At 33.0% G+C, this 24,364-nt stretch carries 12 protein-coding genes; 4 read left to right on the top strand and 8 right to left on the bottom strand.

The features are described 5' to 3' along the window. The first annotated feature begins 4 nt into the window (after positions 1 to 4). Positions 5 to 3,301: a DUF5107 domain-containing protein gene (locus tag MWU65_RS13715; RefSeq protein WP_247078779.1), complete on the top strand. Its 3,297-nt coding sequence runs from the start codon at positions 5 to 7 to the stop codon at positions 3,299 to 3,301. A gap of 14 nt (positions 3,302 to 3,315) precedes the next feature. Continuing rightward, positions 3,316 to 6,537, top strand: a complete 3,222-nt coding sequence (locus MWU65_RS13720; RefSeq protein WP_247078781.1) for a glycoside hydrolase family 2 TIM barrel-domain containing protein — start codon at positions 3,316 to 3,318, stop codon at positions 6,535 to 6,537. A gap of 1,311 nt (positions 6,538 to 7,848) precedes the next feature. Here MWU65_RS13720 and MWU65_RS13725 read toward each other — a convergent pair. Next, positions 7,849 to 8,481, bottom strand: a complete 633-nt coding sequence (locus MWU65_RS13725) for a MarC family protein (RefSeq protein ID WP_281501055.1) — start codon at positions 8,479 to 8,481, stop codon at positions 7,849 to 7,851. A gap of 664 nt (positions 8,482 to 9,145) precedes the next feature. Between MWU65_RS13725 and MWU65_RS13730 the strand changes: the two genes are divergently transcribed. Then, complete coding sequence (locus MWU65_RS13730; protein WP_247078786.1) at positions 9,146 to 9,616, top strand: Lrp/AsnC family transcriptional regulator; 471 nt, start codon at positions 9,146 to 9,148, stop codon at positions 9,614 to 9,616. Positions 9,617 to 9,836: 220 nt separating this feature from the next. Here the strand turns inward: MWU65_RS13730 and MWU65_RS13735 are convergent, their stop codons facing one another. From MWU65_RS13735 to MWU65_RS13745, 3 genes are all read right to left on the bottom strand, one after another. Next, positions 9,837 to 13,226, bottom strand: coding sequence for a VCBS repeat-containing protein (locus MWU65_RS13735; RefSeq protein WP_247078788.1), 3,390 nt, complete (start codon positions 13,224 to 13,226; stop codon positions 9,837 to 9,839). A 123-nt stretch (positions 13,227 to 13,349) separates the two neighbouring features. Next, entirely contained in the window at positions 13,350 to 14,843 is a 1,494-nt protein-coding gene (locus tag MWU65_RS13740) for a RagB/SusD family nutrient uptake outer membrane protein (RefSeq protein WP_247078790.1), read from the bottom strand. A 23-nt stretch (positions 14,844 to 14,866) separates the two neighbouring features. Beyond that, positions 14,867 to 17,887: a TonB-dependent receptor gene (locus MWU65_RS13745; protein WP_247078791.1), complete on the bottom strand. Its 3,021-nt coding sequence runs from the start codon at positions 17,885 to 17,887 to the stop codon at positions 14,867 to 14,869. Positions 17,888 to 18,000: 113 nt separating this feature from the next. On the opposite strand from MWU65_RS13745, the gene MWU65_RS13750 reads away from it, so the two are divergent. Continuing rightward, entirely contained in the window at positions 18,001 to 18,867 is an 867-nt protein-coding gene (locus MWU65_RS13750) for an AraC family transcriptional regulator (protein WP_247078792.1), read from the top strand. 148 nt (positions 18,868 to 19,015) lie between these two features. On the opposite strand, the gene MWU65_RS13755 is transcribed toward MWU65_RS13750, so the two are convergent. From MWU65_RS13755 to MWU65_RS13770, 4 genes are all read right to left on the bottom strand, one after another. Next, on the bottom strand, positions 19,016 to 21,307 hold the full coding sequence (locus MWU65_RS13755; RefSeq protein ID WP_247078793.1) for a glycoside hydrolase family 95-like protein: 2,292 nt from the start codon (positions 21,305 to 21,307) through the stop codon (positions 19,016 to 19,018). Positions 21,308 to 21,442: 135 nt separating this feature from the next. After that, positions 21,443 to 22,330 carry an SMP-30/gluconolactonase/LRE family protein gene (locus MWU65_RS13760; protein ID WP_247078794.1) on the bottom strand — a complete coding sequence of 296 codons (888 nt, stop codon included), beginning with the start codon at positions 22,328 to 22,330 and terminating at the stop codon, positions 21,443 to 21,445. A gap of 47 nt (positions 22,331 to 22,377) precedes the next feature. Continuing rightward, complete coding sequence (locus MWU65_RS13765; protein ID WP_247078795.1) at positions 22,378 to 23,163, bottom strand: SDR family oxidoreductase; 786 nt, start codon at positions 23,161 to 23,163, stop codon at positions 22,378 to 22,380. A gap of 19 nt (positions 23,164 to 23,182) precedes the next feature. Continuing rightward, positions 23,183 to 24,283, bottom strand: coding sequence for a mandelate racemase/muconate lactonizing enzyme family protein (locus MWU65_RS13770; RefSeq protein ID WP_247078796.1), 1,101 nt, complete (start codon positions 24,281 to 24,283; stop codon positions 23,183 to 23,185). Between the last annotated feature and the right edge of the window lie 81 nt (positions 24,284 to 24,364).

Below are 24,364 nucleotides of genomic sequence, written 5' to 3' on the forward strand. Positions count from 1 at the left end.
ATCAATGGAAGTAAAAGTTTGGAAGGAAAGCGTGATAATACCAACTTACGAAATTGGGGAGCCTGAAAAAAACCCATTATTTTTAGAGAATAGAGTCTATCAAGGAAGTTCTGGTAAAGTGTATCCAAATCCAGTAATAGAAAAAATAAGTGACATAAAAACTGATAAAGTTTGGCATGCCGTTTATTTAGAGAATGATTTTATTAAAATAATGATATTACCTGAATTAGGGGGAAGGGTTCAAATGGCATTTGACAAGACTAAAAACAGGCATTTCGTTTATTACAATCAAGTTATAAAGCCAGCATTAGTAGGGCTTACTGGTCCTTGGATTTCTGGAGGAATTGAATTTAATTGGCCACAGCACCATAGACCTTCCACATATAGTCCTGTAGATTTTGATATTGAGGAACATTCGGATGGAAGTAAAACAGTTTGGTGCAGCGAAGTGGAACGTATGTTTAGAACCAAAGGGATGGCTGGTTTTACACTTTATCCAGATAAAGCTTATATGGAAACTAAAGTAAAGCTTTACAACCGCACTCCACAAACTCAAACCTTTTTATGGTGGGCTAATCCAGCCGTTAAAGCAAACGACCATTACCAATCTGTTTTTCCTCCAGATGTTAATGCCGTATTTGATCATGGAAAACGAGATGTATCAGACTTTCCAATAGCAACAGGAACCTATTACAAAGTAGATTATGCCCCAGGAACTGATATTTCATGGTATAAAAATATTCCAGTACCAACCTCCTATATGGCTATAAACAGTGATTTTAACTTTGTAGGTAGCTATGAAAATGATACTAAAGGTGGGTTATTACATGTAGCAAACCATCATATATCTCCAGGTAAAAAACAATGGACATGGGGTAATGGCGAATTTGGTAAGGCTTGGGATAAAAATTTAACTGATGAAGATGGCCCTTATATTGAACTTATGTGTGGAGTATATACTGATAATCAACCCGATTTTTCATGGTTACACCCTTATGAAGAAAAATCATTTTCGCAATATTTTATGCCCTATCGTGATTTAGGAATTATAAAAAATGCCACTAAGGAAGCCTTGTTGAATTTAGAATTTTATGGAGAAACAGCTATAGTTAAGTTTTACACCTTAGGTGTTTTTAACAATGCCAAAATTAAACTTCAAGCTAAAGGACAGATTTTTCTTGAGGAAACCTTAGACACATCACCTAAAAGTTCATACGAAAAGAAGGTTATAATTGATACAACAGTACCATTAACTGATTATATACTTCAATTAGAAGATTGCAACGGACAAGACTTGGTTAGTTACCAGCCCAAAGATTTTTCAAATAAAACTATGCCTTGTCCGGCTAAAGCAGCTAAGTCTCCTAAAGCGATTAAAAGCATTGAACAATTATATTTAAGAGGATTGCACCTAGAGCAGTATAGACATGCTACCTATAATCCTAAAGACTACTATGAAGAGGCTTTACGTAGAGAACCAACTGATGTAAGGTGCAATAATGCTATGGGGTTATTACTGTTACGTTGTGGGCAATTTCAAATGGCAGAACCCTATTTTAGAAAAGCCATAAAAACTTTAATTGAAAGAAACCCAAACCCTTACAACGGCGAGCCTTATTATAACTTAGGGCAATGCCTAAAATATCAGGAAAAGGATGAGGAGGCTTACAAAATTTTTTATAAATCTGCATGGAATAACGAGTGGCAAGATGCTTCATATTTCCATTTAGCACAATTAGATACTAAAAAAGGAAAATTTAATTCAGCACTAGATTTAGTAGAAAAATCATTGTTAAAAAATTGGCATAACCACAAAGCGAGAACATTAAAAATTGCATTATTAAGGAAGATCGGACATCTAGAAAAAGCTTTAACATTAATAGATGACAGCCTAATTATTGATCGATTTAACTTTGGAGCACTTTTTGAAAAATATCTAATAAGTACTAACAAAATCCATTTAAATCAACTCCAAGAATTAATGAGAAACAATATAGATAACTATATTGAATACTCGTTAGATTACGCTTCAGCTGGTCTATATACAGAAGCCACATCATTTCTTAATTATGGCCTGATTTACAATACTGAAAATCCAATGGCTTACTATTTTAAATCTTGGTTTGAAGCAAAAAAAGGCAATACAACGGCTACTTTAAAATTGTATAAAAACAGAGACCCTAAATATTGTTTTGCTTACAGATTGGAAGCCATAGCTGCATTAAAATCAGCCATATCAATAAATCCTAATGATGCCAAGGCTTTATATCATTTAGGAAATTTATGGTATGATAAAAAACAGTATAGCGAAGCAATCTTATGTTGGGAAAAATCAATATCTATAGATGACAATTTCCCTACAGTGCACCGAAATTTAGCATTGGCCTATTTTAACAAATTAGATAAGAAAAAAGAAGCATTATCTCAATTAGAAAAAGCATTTGAACTAGACCCAACGGATGCAAGAATATTAATGGAGCGAGATCAATTATACAAAAGACTAAATTACCCCATAGAACATCGTTTGAAGATCTTAGATAAACACCCCAATTTGGTCAATTTTAGGGATGATCTATATTTGGAAAAATGTACACTCCACAATATATTAGGTAATAATTCTTTAGCATTAAAAATGTTAGTAGAAAGGAAATTTCATCCATGGGAAGGTGGAGAAGGTAAAGTTACTGGAATGTATTTATACGCCTTAATAGGTTTAGCTCAAGATTCCATCTTTAAGAGCAACTATAAAGAGGCAATTCAATTTTTAGACAAATTAGAAACTTATCCTGATAATTTAGGAGAAGGCAAGTTATACGGTACCCAAGAAAATGATATTAATTATTGGTATGGATGCGCATATGAAGGGCTTAACCAAAAGGACAAGGCTTTATATTATTGGAAAAAAGCCTCTGAAGGACTAACAGAACCTAGTGCCGCTGTTTTTTACAACGATCAGCAACCAGATAAAATATTTTATCAAGGTCTAGCTCTATTAAAGTTAAAGAGAACTACAGACGCTGAAACAAGATTTAACAGTTTAAAAAACCATGGAAAATCACACTTAAAGGATAACGTAAAAGTAGATTACTTTGCCGTTTCACTTCCGGATCTTCTGATTTGGGAAGATAATCTTAATAAAAGAAATGAAATCCATTGCCGCTATTTGATAGGATTAGGAAATTTGGGGCTTGGTAGTATTAAGGATGCTTTGTATGAGTTTAAAAAAGTACTGGAATTAGACAAAAACCACTTCGGTACACTAATGCATAAAAAAATTATTAATAACATTTTCACTAAATAAAAACACCTACTAATATGAGACATTATTTAATACCCTTATTTGGATTACTATTTTTTACTTCCCTTACAAGCGCACAAGATATTATAGATTTACAAGGAACGACTTGGTATGTAGAATTAGACAAACAAAATGATGGGTATAAAAATTCTAAAAACTTACAAATTGAATTACCAGGAACGTTAACCGAAGCTGGTTATGGAGAAAAAACGGTTGGTTCTGATTTTGGTGTTTTAACCCCTACTCACAAATATATTGGCGCTGCTTGGTATACCAAAGATATTGAAATACCCAAATCATGGAAAAACAAACAAATTACAATTTTTCTAGAGCGCGTTTTATGGGAATCTAAAATATTTATTGACGGCATCGAATTAAGTACACAAGACGCTTTAGGCACACCCCACATTCATAAATTAGGTAAATTAAAACCTGGAATCCATAAGCTATCTATTCGCATTGATAATGACTTAATCCATAATATTGGAGATAAAGGTCACGGTTACGGAGAATACACCCAAAGTATTTGGAATGGTATTGTGGGTAAAATGGAATTACATGCCAACGACCCAACTTATATAAACGGTATTCGCACGTTTTCGTTGATAGATAAAGACCAGCTAAAAATTGAACTTCAAATTGAAGCTGCTTTAAAAGAAGAAGTTAAATTTTCAATGGAAATAATTGATTTAGAATCAAACATAATAGTTAAAAATATTGCAATAACAGAATATTTAGAGCTAGGCCAAAACACTAAAGAAATCGTTTTAGATCTTGAAGGTAGATTAAAAAAGTGGTCAGAGTTTAATCCAAATGTTTATATTCTAAAAGTCAAACTAAAAACCAAAAAATATAAGGATAATCATCAAACGGAATTTGGTTATGTTCAATTTTCACATGATGGTACTAAGGTACTTGTTAATAATCAACCAGTATTTTTAAGAGGTAATTTAGACTGTGTACATTTTCCATTAACTGGATATCCTTCTACAAAGGTTGAAGATTGGGAACGCATTTTCAATATTTATAAAGATTATGGTTTAAATCATGTTCGTTTTCATTCATGGTGTCCCCCAGAAGCTGCTTTTAAGGCAGCCAATAGAGTTGGAATTTACATGCAAGCAGAGGCCTCTATTTGGATTGACTGGTGGATGAGTGAAGATATGATAATTAAAGGAAGACCAGAAATGGATACCAAGGGACACCCAAAAGGATTAGGAAAAGACCCTGAAAGGGACAAATTTGTTATTGCAGAAATGAACCGAGTAGTTAATTATTATGGAAATCATCCTTCATTCGCTATGTTTTGTATTGGTAACGAACTTGGAAATGCTGACTTTGATGTGATGAACCAATGGATAGCAGATCTTAAAATTAAAGATCCTAGAAAACTGTATGCTGTATCTACTGCTAGAAAAATTATGGATGTAGATGATTATATGGCTACACATTACATCCCTAATGTAGGTCGTACTAGAGGGTTAAATGGTGCTTCTACGGATTGGGATTTTGAAGATGTTTATAGCCAAATGAATATTCCTATTATAGCCCACGAGATTGGTCAATGGCCAGTATACCCGTCTTGGACAGAAATTGAGAAATATACAGGTGTTTTAAAAGCTAGAAACTTTGAAGAATTTAAGGCTGTTGCAGAAAAAAATGGAATTGTAGATCAAGATGAAGACTTCAAAATGGCATCTGGTGCCCTTAACCAAATCATGTATAAATATGAAACCGAATCTTTTTTACGAACTAAAAGTTGTGCTGGTGTTCAATTATTAAGTATGCAAGATTACCAAGGCCAAGGCGAAGCACTTATTGGTTGGTTAGATTCGCATTGGGATAGTAAAGGAATCACAACACCAGAAAAATTTAGAGAACATTTTGATGTTACTGTTCCACTCCTACGTATGGAAAAATTTATTTGGGCAAATGATGAGGTTTTTAAAGCAAAGGCACAATTATCTCACCATGGAAACCAAGAAATTAAGAATGGCGAAATAATTATGAACGTCTTATCATCTAATGGTAGCCTATTAAAAAGTGAAAAATGGCCTGTAAAAAATGTCGAAATTGGTTCATTAATCGATATTGGCAATATATCCTTCACTCTAAAAAACTTAGACAAAGCAGAACAACTAACTGTTTCCCTAAAACTCAAAGACACGCCATATAAGAATGAATGGAAAATTTGGGTTTATCCAACACAATTACCAGTAAATGACAACAGTAATATCATCATAAGAGAAACCTTAGATGACAAGACAATTTCAGACTTAGAAAATGGAGCTGATGTGTTATTAATTGCCAATAATCTAGGCACTTATGAAAACAGTATTTCTGTGGATTTTTATCCATTATACTGGTCCTTAACATTTTTCCCTGGTCAAGGAAAAACCAGTATTGGAATGTTATTAAAAGACCAACATCCAGCTTTTCAAAACTTTCCAACGTCATTTCATAGTGATTGGCAATGGGAAACTTTTAATAATTCAACGAAAGGTTTCATTCTAAATGACTTACCTGCCGAATATAAACCTATTGCACAGGTAGTTGACGATTTTCATCGCAATAATAAAGAAGGATCTATTTTTGAATTTAAAGTAGGAAAAGGGAATTTACTAGTATGCGGATTTGATATAAATAATAAAAATAATCTAGTTGCAAAACAGTTACGATATAGCTTAACGGAGTATATGAAAACAGATGATTTTTCACCCACACAAAAAGTAAATGTTTCATTTATAAAAAACCTATTCCCACTAATTCCTAAAGTAGAAAAAGTAAATTCTGATGGTGATTTCAAAAATATAATCCTTCGAGTAAATTCAGCTGAAAACCAACAAGAAAAAGAAGCCAATACACCTTGGTCTAAAAAACTCGATAAGGTTATACAATCAATCGAAACAGATTATAAAGTATTTTCTGACGGTGTCTGGAAAGATGACTATGTAAGTGCGTGGCATGGTGAAAATATGAGTATTGAAATCAATTGTCCTAGTGGAATTTTAGGCACCTTATTTGTTCAATTTAATGATTGGAACAATAAGGGAAGAGAAGGTTTCTTAGAATTTGAAGGACGAAAATTAAAACTTGATAAACACCAAGGAAAAGAAGGGAAGTGGGTTAAATTACATGTAATGCGCGAAGATAGTAATGATGGAAAATTAAATTTAAAAACTAAAATGTTACAAGGAGGTAATCTAATGATTTCCCAGATAGTTCTTGTTAAAGAATAAAATTATAAAGTTAATTATCAAAAAAGCAGGTTTTATTGATTATTACCAAAAGTAAAGGGGTCGTCTAAAAGTAATTTTTAGGCGATTTTTTATATAATTTTATGAATAAATTAAATTATAAAATTCTTGTTCTATAGTCTATTATTTTTAGAAAGTAAAGGAAGCCTAAATCGTTAAACATTACTTTTTGAAAAACACCACACTAGGTTGAATAAGGATTAAACCGATTTTAAAAGTCCTTAAAGAATATATTTTACACTTATCTGGGTATATTTAAACATATAATCAGGATAAATTACATTTTTAATTAACTTCCCATAGAGCCAACTCCGTTACCTTCTTTTTGTAACTTAAGGCAATTCAATATTCAGGTTTGTACAGACATATAAAAAGAGCGAAGGAGTATACGAACTGAACCTGATTATGCTGTAGTACAAAACTGAATATTGTTTATTTGCTATCAAAACAAGGTAAGGCAGTTATGGTTTAGCTTGTGAATCAAAGGGTCTTGTGAATTGTATAAGCAAAGGATGCCGAATAATTGGCAAGTGGTTGTTATTTTGTGAGGCGGACTTAATTCACATTTTATACTTTGTAATGAATTCCTAGTGCAATGTTTAAAACGGGTGAACCATTCCAGCGTAGCGGAAAAGGTAATGGAATGAAAAGTATAAAATGGGGATTGTGTCCAAGAATTTTCAATGAAGCTCTTTACCCGAAATGTAGTTTTTCCCGAAATATAGCGGTAAAGTGCTGCATAAATAATCAAGGTAGAATACTCCGCTTTTCGTAGAATTAATGGTTGACTTAAATTATTTTTTTGTTAGGCAGTTAATTTGCACTTTATTTCTTCACCCAAAAAGGTAGAAATTTTGTTAACTGCCCATACTCACTTAGACAAGGAATAGCTTATTAGGCATACATATCAAAATAAACCGCTTTCCAAATCAATTAATGGATGTCCATCTATTTAAGTTATAGGTACTGTTCCAAAATTGAAATTCCAAATGGATTGAAGTAGTAAAAGTATATATCATGAAATCCTGTTGGGCAATAGTAAAATTTGAAGCCAATTTTTTTGTAATGTCTATTGCCTGTTTAACTAGAATATGAAAATTTTCTATTTGAAAATTTCCCTTCTAAATATCCAGAAATGTAATGTATAATATCTTTTAACTTATATATGATTCTTTGGCTGAAATAATTGTTTTTAACAGTCAAAGTTCTTTCTGGTCATTTTTTCATAGATAACCCAAAGTATAAACTTTGTTAAAAATTTAGTCCCCCTCCAACCAAGGAAAATGTCATTTATTAATTTATCATTTCTAATAAAATAGGCTGAAGTCCTGCAAAAAAGAATTCAACAGCAATAACCATTACAATCAAACCCATTAATCTCATCATTACATTGATACCTGTTTGACCCAATATATTTATTATTTTTGAAGAACTATAAAGAATAATGTAGGTCAAAAGCATGACCATAAAAACAGTAATAATTAAAGTGATTTTTTTTTCAAATGAATTAGCATCTTCCATCAACACTATGGCATTTGTTAAGGCACCAGGTCCGCAAATCATAGGTATGGCCAACGGTGTTATTGAAATGTCGTCAACATAAGATTTTACTTCTGAGTCCTTCACTTTAACTTTTCCTAACCTTGCTTGTAACATATCCATACCCATTAGAAAAAAAATAACACCCCCAACTATTCTAAATCCATTTACTGAAATATTGAAGAAATTAAATAATAATTGTCCAGAAAAAGCAAAAAATACAATAGTAATAAATGCAACAACTGAGGCTTTTTTAGCGGTTTTTGTTCTTTGTTGAATATTTAGTTCGGCCGTCATTGTCATAAAAATTGGCATTGTACCCAAGGGGTTAATTAATGTAAAGAAGGAAGTGAAACTTAAAATCCCAAAGGTTATGAAATCCGACATTAGTATAGTTATTTATATGAAAAAATTAATATTACATCATTCTTATTACTCTATGCGTACTAATACCCATAGCTTATTTAATAGGTTTACTTCCCAGAGAATATATGTTGGTTGCGAGGTTTACTTTGACATGAACTAACCAAAATAGTTTTATTTAAAACATCTAAAAAAAATTCACAGGCTGTTCACTAGAAAATTCATATCTATTATGAAACACAAAAAGGGAACACCATAAATACCAAATTCTTTTGCTAGTTTTTGATCCTCGCAGACACTATTAAATAAATCCTAATCTAATAGTATTTATTCTAAGTCCTTTGCCTCAATTCCTAAGCTTGCTCGTAATTTTAATAATACATTACTAGCATCAATATTTTTTTATCAGTAAAATATGCTTTCATTAGTATTTCTTTTTGTCATTACATTCTACTTTTTTTTTGGGGGGGCTGCTAATACATTAATCATTATTTCTACTTTTTATTTACGTAACTATTCTTTTAATAATTGTTATTGTATAACGAAGTTAGCTTCCATAAAATTGAGTTATCCTAATTACCTACTACCCTTATACATATTGTACAAAATTCCATATTTTTACATAAATATCGAATTTTACACTATAGTAATTTACATATAACGAAAATTATTCTTAAAATACGCTTTTATGAAACTAGACCAGAAGGATATTCAAATTTTAAAACTATTACAGAATAATGCACGGTTATCCAATAAGGAGTTAGCTGTTGCTTTAGACATAGCACCATCAACCTGTCATGAAAGATTAAAAAAATTGACACAAAAAGATTTTTTTAAGGCATTCAATGCCGATTTAAATTTGAAGAAGTTAGGATTCAATATAGAAGTCCTCGTGGCGGTTCGACTTAAAAAACACGAAAGGGAGGTTGTAAATTCTTTTATTCAAAAGCTACACTCTTTAAAAGGAGTTATTCGCTTTTATCACTTGGCTGGTGAGACTGATTTTATGTTACATGTTGCGGTAGAAAATTCTAATAGCCTCAGATCTTTTATAATGGATGAATTAGCTAATTTTAGTTTTATCGATCATATAGAATCATCATTGATTTACCATGATGAATGTCTACACAATCTTTCTTATAATGATATAATACACTAAAATTAACCTACAATTTATAATCAAAGAATCTCAAAATTATAATATTTACTTTATTAATAATAGTGGTAATTTTTAAGCCTATGGATAATTTTGGAATATAAAATAATGAAAAACTATTTATGTAAACATTTGGCTTGTAGATTACAGTAAGGTTTAAGAATATATTCCTAATCCTCACTAGTAAATAGATTGATCCAATAATACCCCTCCATACTATTATTTAATCTCTGATTGCCCTAAGTAGTTGGATATAATCATTATTTTTTGAAAGGATTAAGCCATATTTCTTTTCTTTTCCTAATTTAATGGGTTCTATAATTTTAGTATCACCTTTAATAAATACTCCACTTTCCTTAGATGCAACAGGAAAGAAATTTCCTTTTCCATTACCTTTTAACAACAAACCGTATCCAGCATCATTTCTAGGAGTTTCAATTTCAGAAGCATATAAATTTCCAACCAGTAAAATATCTTTAAACCCATCTCCATCAATGTCGTTTAAAACAATACTATTAACAGAAGAAAACTGTGCCTGACTTGGCAGTTCAAATTCTTGAAATGTCCCATCACCCAAATTTTCAAAGTAGGATGTTGCAAAAGTAGTAGCAGAGTAATGCAGTGAATTTTCAAGATCATCGCCATAAACATCACCAAGAGTCGCCAAACCAAAATCAGAATATGTTCTGAATTTTTCCTTAATAAATGGCATTTGTGCAGAACTACATGACCTTCCTCTAAGTGGGTATTTTACACCTTGATCATAATAACTCAAAACTATATCCAATGTTCCACTCTTATCAAAATCCGCAGTATGAACTTCAAAAGGGGTTTCTAAAGTTGCTTTATACTTATAATTTTTACCCAAATTTCCCAAGACCAAATCCATATCACCATCATTATCCATATCAGCAGAAGAAACGCTAAACCACCAACCCGTTTTGTTCAAAAGATTGGAATCCAAAGTTATATTTTTAAAATTATTACCTTCATTTTTAAAAATAAAAACGGGTGTCCATTCACCCAAAATAACTAAATCCTTTTTTTTATCTCCGGTTACATCAACCCATTCCGCGGCTGTTATCATACCCAAGTTGTTAAACTCCGGAGCTAAACTTGCAGTAACATCATTGAAAATCACCCTGCCATTCTTTGATTCATTTTTCAATAAATAGCTCTTTGCCGGAAAAGGATATTTACCAGGAATTAATCTCCCTCCTACAAATAGGTCTATATCACCGTCACCATCAAAATCATGTGATTTAACAATGGAACCGCTAGATAACATTTTTGGCAAAGCATTTATGGACTTTTTAAAATTACCTGAGCCATCATTTAAGTATAATCTATCCTGTAATTCTATTGCTTTTTCACTAAATGCATTGCCTCCGCTCACTATGTATAAATCCAAATCTCCATCTGAGTCTGCATCGAATAATTCTGCAGAAATATCTTCACAGTTTTTGTCAGCTTGCCATAATTTATTTGGTGATTTCCTGAATGTACTATTTTTATTTTGAAAGTATAGTTCACCACTAAACCCCTTTGCACCACCAACATAAAAATCATCTAAACCATCATTATTTATGTCACCAACAGCCAATCCAGGTCCGAAATTTGACATTTTATGGGGCAACAAGCTCTCTCTATCAAAATCATTAAAATCATTCTCAATATGTTTGAAATTTATTTTGGCAGTTTCAGTAATATCTTCAAAAATCGGAGTAGTTGATTTAACATCTAACCTTTTTTCAATGGCATCTTTGTAATATAGCACAAGGGTTTGATTAGCACTAACGCCATTTAGGTATTGAGTTTTCCCATCAGGCCATATAACCTGTAGTTCTTTCAAACCATTTTCTTTTCCTAATCCAAAATGTAATATTTCGGTAACTGAAGACTGAAAACCTCTAGTCAGGTATTGCTCTAATATTTGGGTTTTATCTTCTTGTACGGCAATTAATCTTGCACCTATTCCTAATTTATTTTTCATAGGGCCATTTAATTTAACTTTAAGATAATTTCCCTTTTTTAATTCGGAACTATTATTTTTATAAATGAAGGCGGGATCATCAACATTGTTTACAACAATATCCATATCTCCGTCATTATCAAAATCGGCATAAGCTGCACCGTTTGAGCTAGTTTGTATTCTATCTTTACTATTTAATTCTATTGAACTAAAAGTTAGGTCACCGTTATTTTTGTAAAAATAATTTTCTTTTTTTCGCTCTGGCATTTTATCCAGAATATGATTTACATAGGTCTTTTGATCAATCCTTTTGCCTTGCTTCTTTAATTCGACTATTTCCTTTTGTCGTTTTTTTCTATAGTTAACAAAATCACTATTTCTGAAATCACCTTTTATTCCGTTAGAAATAAATAAATCCTTTAATCCATCGTTATCCATATCAAGAAATAAAGGTCCCCAACTCCAATCGGTACTAGAGACACCGGATAATTGAGCTATATCAGAAAACATAGGTAAGTCATTTTGGTTTCCATTATTTATCTGCAACGTATTAAACATATATTGATGGTGTAATCCTAAATCAACAAGCTTGTAAAACCTCTTTGGGTTCATTCCACTCATACTAGTTTTAATATCAAAGTTATGCTCAGACATCATATCTAGGGTAATAAAATCGAGTAACCCATCATTATTAAAATCAGCGATGTCATTTCCCATAGAGAAATTAGAAATATGACCCGTTGTAAGAAGAATAACCTCCTTAAATTTACCATTTTTTTGGTTTAAATACATATGGTCTTTTTCAGAATAATCATGCCCCACTAAGATATCGGGCCATCCATCATTATTTAAATCTCCAATAGACACACCTAAACCAAAACTTAATAAATTATTAATAATACCACTTTCCTTAGTAACATCTACAAACTTTCCATTCTCATTTCGAAATAGACGTTCACCTTGATATTTAGAGTCTATATTTACAAACTTATCAATGGACTCATCGGGATACAACAAAATACCATGATTAATTAGAAACAAGTCTAGATCTCCATCTTTATCGTAATCGAAGAATGAGGCTTGTGTAGAAAAATGTGGTAAATTTAGTCCATACTTTTCCGCGGCTTCCTCAAAAACTGGAATCCCTTGTATATTATTCCCTTTGTTTATGTATAATTCGTTTCTTCTCTTATTGAGGTCATTAAATTTGCCAGATTTACAAATATAAATATCCAATTTTCCATCACCATTAATATCAACCATAGTAACGCCTGTAGGAAAACCAAACTTTCCTTTCGTTTTAGATATTTCAGTTATATCCTTAAATTTCAACTTTCCCTGGTTTAAGTAGAGTGTATTTGTTTTTAAATTTGAAATAAAATAAATATCAGGTAAATCATCTCCATTTAAATCTCCAACAGCGACACCTCCTCCATTATAAAAATACTCATAAAGCAGTCCATTCATGGAACTTGATTCATTTAATTCATTTTTAAAATTAATATTTGTAGTTTCTGTAGAAGCAATAGTAAAAAGCGCAGTGGAAACTTTTTTTTCATTAAAAATTTTAGCGTCTTCTTTTTTGCAAGAAAATACTAGTATAAAAAAAAGCCCTAATAATACGTTGTTCTTTACTGCCATTATAAATAAATTATTTTGTAAAAGTTTTAGTCCTACCAAATTGAAAAGATAAAATGAGGCTGCATAAATACAAACCTCATTTTCTCAACTAATCAACTAACTAAAATTCATAAGGATTGTTGGTTAATAATTGGGGTTTTGTTCTAATGCGGTTCCCTCAATATCAAACTCACCTGCAGGAATAGGAAATAAATAATCCCTATCAGGATTAAAAGATCTTATACCCCCCGGATCTGTTAAACCATCCATTACTTGTTCTGCAATACCCCATCTTCTAATATCAGAATATCTCGTACCTTCCAGAAGCAGTTCAACTCTTCGTTCGTGTCTTATAGCTTCGCGCATTTGACTTTTACTTAAACCCAAAGGCAAAGGAGGCATATTAACACTTGGTCTAGCCCTAATTTCATTAATGGCATCATATACTGAAGCGTCCGGACCAACAGCCTCATTTTGAGCTTCGGCATAAGTCAATAATACACTGGCTAACCTTAAGATAATAACATTTTGTCCTGTTTCCGTGGGGTATGGAGTTGGAGAAACAACTCCAATCTCATCATATTCAGTATACTTTTTAAAGCAATACCCACCAAACTCACCTACATGGTCTACTATTCCATTTATTGTAGCTCCTGGCACAGAAATAGTTTGCTTTAATCTAGGATCTCTATTATCATAGGGGTTTTCAGGATCGTACAATGGTGAGTCTGATATTGACATTCCGTCAATCATTTCATACTCATCTATCATATTTTGCAAAGGAACCACTGAAGACCATCCCCCGACTGTATAACTACCAAGGTATAATTCTATAAGGTTACCTTGTTCAGGAGAAATATACTGTACGTCAAAAATAACCTCCTCATTATTTTCATTTGCTTGACGAAATAAATCTCTATATTCAGGAAATAACGTATACCCCATTCCTAGGACTTCTTGAGCAGAAATAGCAGCATCTTCCCATCTTTCATTGTATAATTCCACTCTTGCTTTTAAAGCTCTTGCTGCACCTTTTGTTGCTTTCCCAACTTCCGTTTGGGTAATAGGTAAATGATTATATGCCTGATCTAAATCATCAATTATTTGATTAATTACGGCTTCTTTTGTGTCTCTTGGTAATTCAGAATGCTCTATTTTTGGACTTTCAGTAATGATTGGAACTCCTCCATAAAAATCTGATAATTTAAAATAGAAATACGCCCTAAGAAACAAAGCCTCTCCAATTGCTGAATTTTTAAAATCTTCATCAAGACCTTCAACATTATCCACATTATCAAGTAGCACATTCGCTCTTCCAATACCCTGAAAACAGGAAGACCATATCCATCCAATTACTCCAGGCCCCCGCGCGTCATGGGTTCCATCTGCGATTGCTTTATAACCTTCCCAAGGGTAGTTATTGTAGGCATTATCAGACATTACATCATAATATATATAATTTTGTTCTAAGCCAGCCAATGAGTTATATATTCCATTTAAAGCTAATCGAGCATCTGTTTCCGTTTTCCAAAATGTTTCAGAAGATATATTTGTTGAGGAAGCTACTTCAATGACATCTTTTGTACAAGAAGTCAAAATAAGGGATAACCCTAGTATTAATTTTATATATGTTTTCATAGTTCTACAATTTTTATATTTACTTATAATGAAAGGTTTAAACCCAATGAATAAACTTGAACATTAGAATAAGACCCTCTATTTCCAAAAGGATTTTTTTCTGGATCTAATCCTCTATAGTCGGTAATTGTAATTGGATTTGTTGCGTTAACATAAAACCTAAGTTTATCAATTTTAATTTTTTCTAAAAATCTTTGGGGTAAGGAATACCCTAATTGAATATTCTTTAACCTTAGGAAGGAAGCGTCTTGAATCAAGAATGAAGAGTTTCTCCACATATTATTCAAATAATTACTTGCTCTAACCAATCTTGGATAATTATTATTAGGCTTCTCAGGAGTCCACGCATTCTCTACCCAAAATTTTGGAATTCCAGCACTATTAAAAAATGGTTTTTGTTCCTCCTCAGTTATAGCATTTATTCCATCTACACCCTGCCAAAGCATTGAAAAATCAAAACCTTTATACGCAGCAGAAACGTTAAACCCATAAGTTAATTTTGGTATAGAACTTCCCATAGCCTGCCTATCCCCGTCACCAATATCTCCACTATCATCAAAATCTTCAAATTTTATATCACCTGGTTGAGCAGTTGGTTGTGCACCATGGGCATCAATCTCCGCCTGATTTTGAAAGATGCCTAACATTTTTATGGTATAAAATTCATTTATAGAACTGCCCTCAACTATTCTTGAAAATCCTCCAATTTGTGGTGTTGGTAGTTTTGTCACCTCATTATCTATCGTTGTAAAATTAACACTTACACCATATTCAAATTCTCCTGCTGCATTGTTGTAATCAACTAAAAACTCAAAACCTTTGTTTCTTACAGAAGCCAAGTTAACAGTTGGGGGTATTAAGCCACCTACAACTGTTGAAATGTTTATACTTCTTAAAATATCTTCTGTATCTTTTAAATAATAATCTGCAACGATATTTAATTTTCTACCAAACATAGAAATATCAAAACCAATATCTGTTTGTGTAGAGGTTTCCCAAGTCACATCAGGATTTGGCAGGCTAGTTTGGGCGGCGCCACCAACTAAATTTCCGCCATAAGAATATATTCCACCTAAATTGTAAATAGAACTATACTGATTAGGTGTTATGGCTTGATTACCCAATTGTCCCCATGAAGCTCTTAATTTTAGGTCATCAATAAAGGTAACATTCCCCATAAAACCTTCATTTGATATATTCCAACCCGCAGAAAAAGAAGGAAAAACTCCCCATTTATTACCCGGTCCAAAATTTGAAGAACCATCATACCTTACATTGGCCTCCAAAAGGTATTTACTATTAAAATCGTAATTAAACCTTCCAAAAAATGATTGAAGCCCATAATCAACACTGTAACCTGAAGCTGCCGGATCATCTGCACCCGCATCTATTTCTTGCAAAGCATTACTTGGCAAACCATTCTTTGAAGCAGACAAATGATTTGTTTTGGTACTTTCTTGACTAAAGCCTCCAAGCAATGTAAAATTATGATTCTCAGCAATGGTTTTATTATAATTTAAAGTTGACAGAAGAGTTAAGGTTCTGCCTGTGGTATACCCATTCCAAGCAGATAATGGATTTCCTCCTACCCCTAAATTTGAAGCTACCAATGTTTTAGGGTTAATTAAATCTATTTGAGGTCTAAAAACCTTGTGCAAATTATGGTAAGTATTTATCCCTATAGAACTTTTTAATTTTAAATCCTGAATTAATTCATATTCTCCAGATAAATTAATCAATAGGTTATCCCAGGCATTTCGATTTTTACCTTCCAAAGCTCCGGCAAGGGCGTGTGTTGCATTAGGAAACCCAATCCAAGGATAAGCATAGCTTCCGTCCTCCAAACGCGGACTTTGCATTGGGGTCGCTCTTTCTACCCATCCAATAACAGCTCCTGCTCCAGCAACCGGCTGATTTACATCATCATATCTCCCTGATAATTTTAAGGAATAATTAAATTTATCAGAAACTTTTGTGTCCAAGTTTAATCGAGCTGTATACTGTTTGGTATTCGTCCCCAGGACAATCCCGTCTTGATCGGTGTGACCTACTGAAAATGAATATGTTGTTTTATCATTACCTCCTCTAACACTGAAATTATGAGTTATAATTTGAGCGTCTCTATAAACTACATTTTGCCAGTCTGTATTGGGGTACAAATAAGGATCTGTGCCATTTCTAAATTCATTAATTTCGGATTCAGAAAAATCAGGCATAGAAGCAGGATCTTCATTAAATTTAGCTTGGTTAAGCAATTCCATAAACTCTACAGAATTGGTTACATACTCCGTTAATTTCGTAGGCTTTTGAATACCAGTATATCCATTATAGCTTACGGTCATTTTACCAGACTTACCTGTTTTAGTTGTAACTAACAATACACCATTTGCTGCCCTAGCTCCATAAATTGCGGCAGAGGCAGCATCTTTTAGAACAGTGATAGTTTCAATATCAGCCACATTTACATTTCCAAGGCTTCCTCTTATTCCATCTATTAACACTAATGGATTACTATTTCCAAGGGTTCCAATACCTCTAATTTTAATTGTAGCACCATCACCTCCTGGATTTCCAGAGGTTTGAGTTACAGTAACACCTGCAGCCTTACCTGCTAAGGCTTGGGTTGCATTGGCAATTGGCCGATTTAAATCATCTTCTAGCTTAACTGTTGAAATAGATCCGGTAAGATTTTCCTTCTTCTGTGTTCCGTAGCCAACAATGACTACTTCATCCAATTGAGAAGCATCTTCTTCCATCGATATAGAAAGCACCTTTTGGGTATTAAAAGCTACTTCAATAGTTTTGTACCCTACGTAACTTAGAACTAATATGCCGGTCGGCGAGACGTTGGTCAAGGTAAATTTCCCATCATAATCGGTAACAGCTCCTGTTAGAGTACCTTTAACAAGGACATTAACACCCGTAAGTGGCATACTTTCGTTTGAAGATGTTACCGTACCCGTGATTTTATGATTCTGCGAATACCCTAGGCTAACACAGAATATAACAAATAAAGTAACTAGATAACATAATTTAGTTTTCATATTTAGTTGGTTTTAAATTTATTTAAACAAAAATACCAATCCAAACTAAGGTTAGCTTGTGCTGAATTATCAATTACATTCTCTATATTTGCTATAACCACAAATTTTAACCAATGAAAGCAAACTTTAGAAAGATAAATACATCAATTGAACAAGCCTTTCATATTAGAAAAGACGAACGCACACATTTCTATGATAATTGGCATTTTCATGAAATGCTTGAACTTGTAGTTATATTAAAAGGTGAAGGACAGCGATTTATTGGTGATTCCGTTGAAACATTTTTGAAAGGTGATGTAATTTTAGTAGGATCAAAACTCCCACATGTTTGGAGAAGTAACCCTCCAAAAAATTTAAATGATACAAAAACACATTGCACCTCAATTATCATACAATTTTCGCCAGGTTTCTTGGGACCTTCATTTTTAGATTTGTTTGAGTCTAAAAAACTCAATGAACTTTTTAAAAATGCAGAAAGGGGTATGTCATTTTTCAATTACACCTCCAAAATACTGATTCGAAAAATAAAGAAACTGTTACCATTAATGGGTATGGAACGGCTTTTGTTGTTTATTGAAATATTACATATAGCCTCAATGTCCAATGAATACAGATTATTAGCATCCTCTTTATTTAAGGAAACTATATTTAAAGGCGACAATAAAATTAATAGAGTCTTCGAATTCGTAATGGATAATTTTTCTAATCCTATTACATTAGACGAAGTAGCCAAAGTTGCGTCGATGAATAAGACAGCTTTTTGTAGGTATTTTAAAAATAGGACTAATAAAACTTTTACTTCTTTTTTGAACGAAATTAGAATAGGTTATGCCTGTAAATTAATCCATGAAGAAAAATATAGTATAACAGAGGCTGCTTACCTAAGTGGGTATAATAGTCCCTCACACTTTAATAAGCAATTTCGACTTATCAAAAAAATATCTCCTTCTGAATTCTATTCCAATATTAAAAAATTATAGTCATCAATATAGTAACGGAAAAAATAAATTCTTAAAAAAAGGTGTAACGTAAAAAAATTCAGGAACGAAATAGTTCATAATTTTTTTTACCCTACACCCATTATGAGAAACTACCTAAAATAATATCCCTAATCCTTTAGTTGTCGTTTTAATTTTCTTGTTTGAGTTCAATTAATTGACCTTTCATTGTTGTTATTACAATAATATCATCTTCAACTATAAATTCGGAATTGACGTTAATATCATCAGTATTAAAAGGGTTTCTTAAACGTAGTTCTCCGCCTTTTTCTGAAATTATTTTCACTTCTTTCACCGTACCATCTTCCATTTTTGCTGTAACAAGAAAAGCACCTTCAGTTCTAAGACTTTCAAACGAAGAATTTTTCCAATTGTGAGGTATTGCTGGAAACAAAATAACTATACCTGTGTGGCTTTGAATTAACATCTCCTGAATTGCCGAGGCAAAGGCAAAGTTACCTTCCAAAGTAAATGGACGATATTTAAATTTTGAATACCCTTTATTATGTTGTTCACCATTGACATGAAAACTATTTGGAAGGCAAAAGTTTTCTGCAAAAATACGAAGTGTTTTTGCAGCACCCTCGCCGTCAAAAGCACGTGCTTGTAAATTACCCAACCAACTAAAAGAATAGCCTGTCCACCAATCTGACCCTTTATCTACTAAATGATTAATAGTATTGTCAATAATTTTTTTATCATTTTCCCCATTAGAATAATCAATTAGTCCATATGGATGAAATGCCATTAAATGAGAGAAGTGACGGTGTGATTCCTCATATGGATGCTCTGGAGCAAACTTTAACCCTTCGGATTCATCAATGGAAAAATAAGGCCATTCATTTAGAGTATTTATCCAATTTTCCGCTTCTTCATTTTTACCAAGTTCCAAAGCCAGTTCAGCAGCTTTTTCATATGTCCATCTAATGGCTGCAAGATCAAAATTAGTGGTTTCATCGAACCATGCTTCTCTGGAATTATTATGGATTTCAGGGCTAGAACTTAACGGTAATTTTCTCAAACCTGCATCATCTATAATAGATATATTATCAAAAAAAACGGCAACATCTTTAATCCAAGGATAAGCTTTTTTACTTAAAAATTCTTTATCCATAGAATAACGCCAATGCATATAGAAATGTTGACTTAGCCATGCTGACACTGTGGGACCAAAGGAATATTGAATCCATCCTCCCATGGGCTCTCCAGTTAATGTTGTTACACCAGGAACCGCTAATCCATCTGATTCGAAATATTCTTTAGTGTACGTCTTAAAAGTTTTTTTATATTTAAGCAACCATTCCAAATACCCATTCTCTAAATCGAGGTGATTTCCTGAATACGATGCCCAATAACTTAATTGTGTATTTAAATCATGGTGATAATCGCCTTTCCAAGGAGGTAACTTACCATTATCTGCAGTCCAAACTGCTTGTAAGGAAATTGGTGGTGCACCATCTCGAGCAGCCGATCCAAATTTGTATTGTTCCAAATACCATTGTTTTTCCAAAATTGGATCCGGAATACGCAAAGATGATTTCCCCCAAAACTGTTTCCACCATACGGAGTGAGATTCAAAAGCTTTTGCAAAACCTTTATTTAATTGCTCTGCAACAAATACATTTGCTTTTTTCGATTTCTCTAGCTTTTCATAATCAGCACTTATACTCCAACACCCCGCAACTACATTTCCAATTTGTAACCATGACACATTTACTTCATATTCAAATCCACCCCATCCTTCTTGTTTATATGTAATACTATTGTCTTTCTCAATAATTGTTCCTTCAGGGTACCCTAACCTTCGTAAATCTTGCCCGGTAACTGGCGATTCCATTTCATCCTTTCCACTTGAATTATAAGCTGGTGGTACCAGCATTGGTTTAAATCCTTCCTTCACTCCATCAAATCGAAACCACCCAACTTGATCTGTAGCATGTACAAATGAATTCATCGTTACACCATTTTCCCATTTAATTTCAGAAATTGCATCAGTAATCGCTAGTTTATTGGAGATCACATTTCCAAATTCTGCTATTTCAAATTCCAAACCAGCTCCTGGAATTTTAGAAGGTGCTGGCGAATTATCGTAAGGCGCATCAAAATTTTTCTGAACTTCTTCATAATTATTATTTTTCCATTGCTCATAGACCCAAGAAAATTTATAATTCGGAGTATTTAAATTTTCCATTGGTCGCAAATCCCACAAATTGACATTATCTAAAGACATTCTTAGTCGTTCTTCTTTTTCCCAAACCAGTGCTCCAATAACACCATTTCCCAAAGGAATACCTTCATCCCAACTTTGTGCAAGAGTTTTAAAATCAAGATCGTGTTTTCCCCAATCTATATCGACTCCTTTTTTCTGTTTTGAACAGCTTACAAACAAAGTAAGGATTGATATAAGTAAAATGTTTTTCATAATAAATCAGTTTTTAATTTTTAGTAGATTGTATGATTAATTTTCTATTCTATAATATTTCCTAAACAACGTCACTTTGACATTTACCCAATTATAAATCTTCCGAATCATTTATTTATTTATTTATTTATTTATTTATTTTGAATTAATTATAAATCGATTAGGTTTTAAACCGTTGACATTCGTTCGAAAAGAAAATATACTTCCGCTGTAAGGATATTTTTCTAACTCTTTTGTTTTCAAACCTTCTCTGGCCGTGGTTATAAAAAGTATATCCATATTTTGTCCACCAAAAACACAGGAGGTAACAAGTGGTGCATCAACTTCAACTTTCTCAAGTATAAGTCCAGATTCTGGATTAATACATAAGACACAAGCTCCACCCCACATAGCAACCCATAAATTACCTTTATTATCTATAGTCATACCATCGGGTGACCCAAATTGCTTTGGTATTGTCACTAAAATTCGTTGATTGGATATTTTACTTTTGTTATCAAAATCAAATGCGTAAATGCTTCTTATTGCAGTGTCAATAAAATACATTGTTTTTTTATCTATAGACCAAGCCAATCCATTCGAAATACTAACGCCCTTTAATTTTATTGATATCTTTTTATTTGGCTCTACACAGTATAAATTACCTTTTTGGAGTAAGCCATTCATTTCCATAGTTCCAATCCATAAATTCCCATATGGATCTACCTTACCATCATTGAACCTTATATTTGTTGATTTGTAATCAACTTTAAGAAATAACGTTATCGCTCCTGTACTTCTATTTAACCGAATCAATTTATCAATATCGGCAACAAGAAGTTCTTCATTAGAGATTGAAATAATACAAGAAGATTTCTCTCCTTCGTATATTATTTTATTTTCTTTGGATATAGAATCTGAAACGTGAACATAGCCATTATTTATGTCTAACCAAACCAGTTCTTCGGAGTCATTAAAATATACAGGTCCTTCGCCTAAGTTTGCCTTGGTTTTAAGCCATAATGATGCTATTTCGATTTTCATTTTATGCATTTTCAATCTATATTTATAATCATAAACTTTTTTAAATTTTAACCTTGCATCAGTGCCGATCTTCCGCCATCCATCAGATAGGTTGTTCCCGAAATAAAGGCAGCTTGATCAGATGCTAAAAAGGCACACAATCCTCCCACTTCATCTGTGGTTCCTATCCGTTTTACTGGATGAGTGTTTATAGTACGTTGACGTTCCTCTTCCGCATTAGAAAAACTATCAAACCATTTTTGATTCCCTTTGGTATCAATAAACCCGGGTGCTATCCCAATCGTTCTGATTTTGGGCCCCCACTCTATAGCTAGAGATTGTACCAAACCTTTAATAGCGGTTTTAGCTACATTATATGGAAAACAACCAGGAATGGTGTAATTACTATGATTTGAAGTCATGATGATGATAACCCCCTTTCCTTCCAATTCTAAAAAAGGTTTACAAAGTTTACTCAATTGCCAATGTGATTTTAAATTCAAATCCATATTAAATTCCCATTCTTTGTCTGAACAATTTTCTGCTCCCTCAAAAACGTTGACTCCGGCATTAGAAACTAGAATATCAATACCGCCAAAAGTGGCAACTGTTTTTTTTATTAATGCTTCTTGATCTGCACAAGATGTAATATTTAAAGGAGTGTATATTGCTTGTCTACCTTCAGATGCTACACTATCCATAAAGGCTTTCACACCTTCGGAAAATTCTGGAGAGTTACTACACCCAGATATATTACACCCAGCTTTCGCCAACATTTTGGCAACTCCTTGGCCAATACCCTTACTAACACCTGTTACTAAGGCTGTTCTTCCCTTTAAATCAATGGTCAACATTGTAATCGTATTTTAATTATTAAATATAAAATCCATCCCTGTGTTCTCTAATTCCAGGGTGTGCATCCATTTCATCTTCTATCAAATCTACACCTAACCCTGGTCTATTGCTTAATATGAGTTGACCTCCTTCAACATGAATGGGGTGATCTATTATTGTATCCCTCCAGGGTACATCTTTGAAAATAAATTCTTGTCTAAAAAAATTAGGAATAGATGCACACACATGGGCTGATGCCAATGTTGACAATGGTCCATTGGGATTATGAGGCGCTACAAGAACATTGTAAGCCTCTGCCATGGTTGCCATTCTTTTCATTTCTGATGGTCCACCACAGCGCGTAATATCTGGCATAATAACATCGCATATTTGTTTTTCCAATATAGGTCTTATGCCATGTCTAGTATAATGTCTTTCTCCCACACAAATAGAAACACTTGGATCTATTCGTTCTCGAAGGGCTCTTAACGTATTTGGATTCTCAGGTCCAGCAGGTTCCTCATACCAAGTAATATCTAATTCTGCCAGACGCTTTGCCATGGTAACGGCTACTTTAAAATTAAGCATTGCGTGTGTTTCAATCATAATATCCATATCCTCACCAACCGCCTCTCTTACAGATTTACTAACTTCAAATGCCTTATTTTGTTGTGATTTTGTCAAAGACAAGTTGGTGTCCAAATCATCTCCATAAAAGTAATTCGTATGAGCAAATGGATCAAATTTTAAACCTGTAAAGCCTGCTTTTTTAACCTCCACTGCTTGCCTAGCATAATCTTCCATATTATGGCCTCCGTTTGTAAACCAATAATTTGCATAGAGTTGGATTTTGGTTCTATAGGATCCCCCCAAGAGATCATAGACAGGAACCCCGAGTTTTTTTCCTTTCAAATCAAGTAGAGCCATATCTATACCTGAGATTGCGCACATACTGGCTCCGTAAGGACCAACCCAATTCATATCACGATAAAGTTTTGTCCAAATAAAATCAACTCTCATTGGGTCTATTCCTATAATTCTTTGTCCAAGTTCTTTTGCTGCTGCTTCAACTATTTGGCTTCCGGGCCAATTCGTAGCTTCTCCTACTCCGGTTAAACCTTCGTCCGTATATATCTTCAAAAAGGTCCAATTATATTTCACGCCCTCAACGAGCCAAACTTTTACATCAGTAATTTTCACAGTTCTTTATTTATAGTTAAA

The organism is Cellulophaga sp. F20128 (assembly GCF_023015805.1).
In the GTDB taxonomy this organism is placed as follows: domain Bacteria; phylum Bacteroidota; class Bacteroidia; order Flavobacteriales; family Flavobacteriaceae; genus Cellulophaga.